Here is a 3,044-nt window from a genome sequence, read left to right as displayed (position 1 = left end):
CTAAACCGTGGCAAGACCAGTCATTGATCGGTCGCACCATTTCCGAAAGCGAACTCGAAAAACGCCTAGCCAAACTCGAAAGCTTGGGCGAATGAACCGGGGGTTTGCATCCCGCGTTGCCCGCTTGGAAGCCCGGCACCGCAAAGACGCGGCGAAGGTTGTCGGAATTATCTGGTCGCGGTTTGGTCACATGATCTTTGATCCCGACAAGTCCGGCCATTTGAAATGGGGCGAACCGCCCGGCGGCTTTGATGCTTGGGCCTTGCAACAACAGAACACCTTGCAAGCCGAACTTCGCACGATCTTGGGCAACGACGCACCGCAGCCCAAAGCCCCAACTATTGTGGGCACCATAGCCAACAACCCCGCGCCACTCAAACCCGGCCAAAAGCAACCGAACTTCGTTCACCTTGCCGACGGCACCGAAATCAAAATCAAAAGGAACTAACCAAATGGCCCTAGTTAATTCAGAAACCGCAAAGCGCCTTCTATCCGCACTTGGCACCGATTCAGGCCGCAAAGCCTTCCTTGGCGACGGTTCGAAATATGACGCCGTGCCCGCAACGAAAATTATGAAGTTGCATCATTCCGTTGGCGACGCCGTAAAGCGCATTGGTGCCCTTGAATGGGATAAGACGCGAACCCCGGCGCAACAACATTCCGCAGGCCGCAAGATTAGCGACGCGACAGTTGCTGAAATCAGCAAAACGCGAGCCGAACTGAAGTCATGGGTCGCCAAAGAAAACGCAGCAGCCATGCAAGCAGTTGAAGACGCGCTTGCGCCCGACATTGGCACCGCCGCCCAAGTGGTTCGTTCCGAAATCCGCGCCTTCGTTCTATCGAAGCAAAGCGACCCCGCATTTGGCGCAGAACTTCGCGGCTTGGTCGAAACTGATCTTCGTTTTGCGACGGCTTTGTTCGAAGCGCCCGCCGCGCTGTCGGGTATGTCGCAAGAACGTTTGAACACCCTTCGCCTAAATGCCGCCATAGCCCATGCGCCCGAAGCTGCGGAACGGGTTCGCCTTGCTTCCGAAGTCGCCGAACTAGACGGGAAGCTTGCCAGCGTTGCCGCCGAAGTGCCGCGTTCGTTTTACGACGGCAACATTGAAAAAGGCATGGCGACGCATGTTGACGTAAACGCGCCATTGGCAACGGGGGAATGAATATGCGCACATTAGCCGAAACCCAATTGAAAGAACTGACCGCATGGCTTGCCGCATCGTCGCAGGATGAAAAGATGCCCTTCGGCGACACGATCGATTCATATCGATTAGTTTGCTCCGTTGGACTGAACTTTTGATGGTATTTTACGTGTCGGTGGCGGATTTTTTGACAAGTTAGTGCATTCTCTTAGCCGCTAGTTTAGCCTACCTTTCGGCACATGCCGTGTTTGAAAGGGAAATTTTAATGCCAAAGCCTCCGTTTGTTCGGCCAAAAATAACCAAATTCTTCGAAGCAGACATGCTGGAGAATTATCAGAGCGGAAGTTTTTGGTTTGGCACATTAAAACGATACCGCATGATTGAGAAGAAAGAGGCTGGTGTGGTAGTGGAACCGCGCTTCTCTGATAGGCGAGAGGGCATGGTTGAACATGCACATAATTTTGAAACAGGTCATGCCAAAAGTGTCAAAATAGGTGGCATGACCTTTACCAACTGCTTCTTCGGGGGCAATGGCACTGACATAATGATAACGCACGAATTCAACGATTTCGTCTTTTGCGCTTCGTGGGGGGCATACTCTCATCAGCAGCACCTAGACATAAAAGATGGTGCGATGAGTGAAGCTGGAACACAATACGAAGGAAATCCCAACCTTACTCATTTTGCAGAAATCGACCTGATTGACTTCTTAGACGCAGTAAATTTTGAAGCACCAAGAACACCTTTTTGGAACACGACACTTCCAGCAAGCGAGTATCTGCTTCATAGCCGTGTCAAATATGGTCAGACACAAAAGTCAATTTCCATTCCCTCGACTTATGAAAGCAGCGGTTTGGATGTGACCACTGACGACTATCTCAGAACTTTGTTCACAAAGCCCAAGCACTTTTCACCGGAAAACGAATTTCGGATCGTCCTGCGTGCCAACGCGCCAAGTTCCATTGAGGGTGATCCTGCGGGTTTGAAGTTGAAGCACAAGAAACTGCGTCGCTCCATACGAAAGATTGGAACACTTGACGGAGAGGAGTGACTAGAATCGTTAGTAAACTTCACGAATGCGTGATCGACTTGCGTCACCGATCCATTGCTTTTAGCCATTACCGCGACATGCAGCGCAACATGCAAAGCAACAATCGACCTTCAAATTATCCAACGAAAACAAATACTTAAAGGTGATTGTGGCGGAGACGAAGGGATTCGAACCCTCGAGACCCTTCCGGGCCTACTCCCTTAGCAGGGGAGCGCCTTCGACCACTCGGCCACGTCTCCGTTGACCCGTCTAACGGTCCAGCTCAGGGGAGACAAGATCAAAAAAGCTGTGACTTCTGATTCTTAGTAAAAAATTTAGCAGTACGCTCCATATTCCAACAAGGCCTACGGTATTGCCAAGTTGTTGGCCGGGTTTGATCAAGCTATGTCAGTCCCATGAACATTCCGACCCATATGCAGCGCCTAAAAGGCTTCCGCTATCCTCGCGAGATCATTGCTTACGCGGTTTGGGCGTACCATCGCTTTGCGCTGAGCACGGCGGATGTCGAGGACCTGTTGGCAGCGCGGGGCGTGGTTGTCAGCCGTGAGGCGATCCGGCTATGGGTCAATCGCTTTGGGCAACATTTCGCAAATTGCATCCGCCGGGATCGACCGCAACCGAACGACAAGTGGCATCTTGACGAAGCCGTTATTACAATCCGTGGCAAGAAACATTAGTTGTGGCGCGCGATCGACGCAAATGGCGACGTGCTCGATATTCTCGTGCAAACACGCCGAACCGCAAAGGCCGCAAAGCGGTTCTTCCAAAGGTTGATCACCCTGTTCGGAGAACCACGGGTCGTGATCACCGACAAGTTGCGCAGTTACATCCAGCCCATCAGTAAACTGGCA

3 protein-coding genes, 1 tRNA gene and 1 pseudogene are annotated in these 3,044 nt (G+C 51.8%); 4 read left to right on the top strand and 1 reads right to left on the bottom strand.

Features of this window, described 5'->3' with window-relative positions; translation table 11 throughout:
- Positions 1-91: 91 nt before the first annotated feature.
- The 3 genes from KO503_RS13135 to KO503_RS13125 all read left to right on the top strand — a co-directional run bounded on the left by KO503_RS13135 (position 92) and on the right by KO503_RS13125 (position 2,193).
- Entirely contained in the window at positions 92-448 is a 357-nt protein-coding gene (locus tag KO503_RS13135; RefSeq protein WP_215992012.1) for a hypothetical protein, read from the top strand.
- Between the two features lie 4 nt (positions 449-452).
- Positions 453-1,163 (top strand): hypothetical protein, encoded by a 711-nt coding sequence (locus tag KO503_RS13130; protein WP_215992011.1) that lies wholly within the window; start codon positions 453-455, stop codon positions 1,161-1,163.
- Between the two features lie 244 nt (positions 1,164-1,407).
- Positions 1,408-2,193, top strand: coding sequence for a hypothetical protein (locus KO503_RS13125; protein WP_215992010.1), 786 nt, complete (start codon positions 1,408-1,410; stop codon positions 2,191-2,193).
- Positions 2,194-2,342: 149 nt separating this feature from the next.
- Here KO503_RS13125 and KO503_RS13120 read toward each other — a convergent pair.
- Positions 2,343-2,432: transfer RNA gene (locus tag KO503_RS13120), tRNA-Ser, on the bottom strand.
- A gap of 156 nt (positions 2,433-2,588) precedes the next feature.
- Here KO503_RS13120 and KO503_RS13115 point away from each other — a divergent pair.
- A pseudogene (locus tag KO503_RS13115) lies at positions 2,589-3,044 on the top strand (IS6 family transposase); the annotation flags it as partial.

It is taken from the genome of Pacificibacter marinus (assembly GCF_018860505.1).
In the GTDB taxonomy this organism is placed as follows: domain Bacteria; phylum Pseudomonadota; class Alphaproteobacteria; order Rhodobacterales; family Rhodobacteraceae; genus Celeribacter; species Celeribacter marinus_B.
Note: the sequence above shows the minus strand (reverse complement) of the source record. Positions and strands in the feature narration are given on the sequence as shown.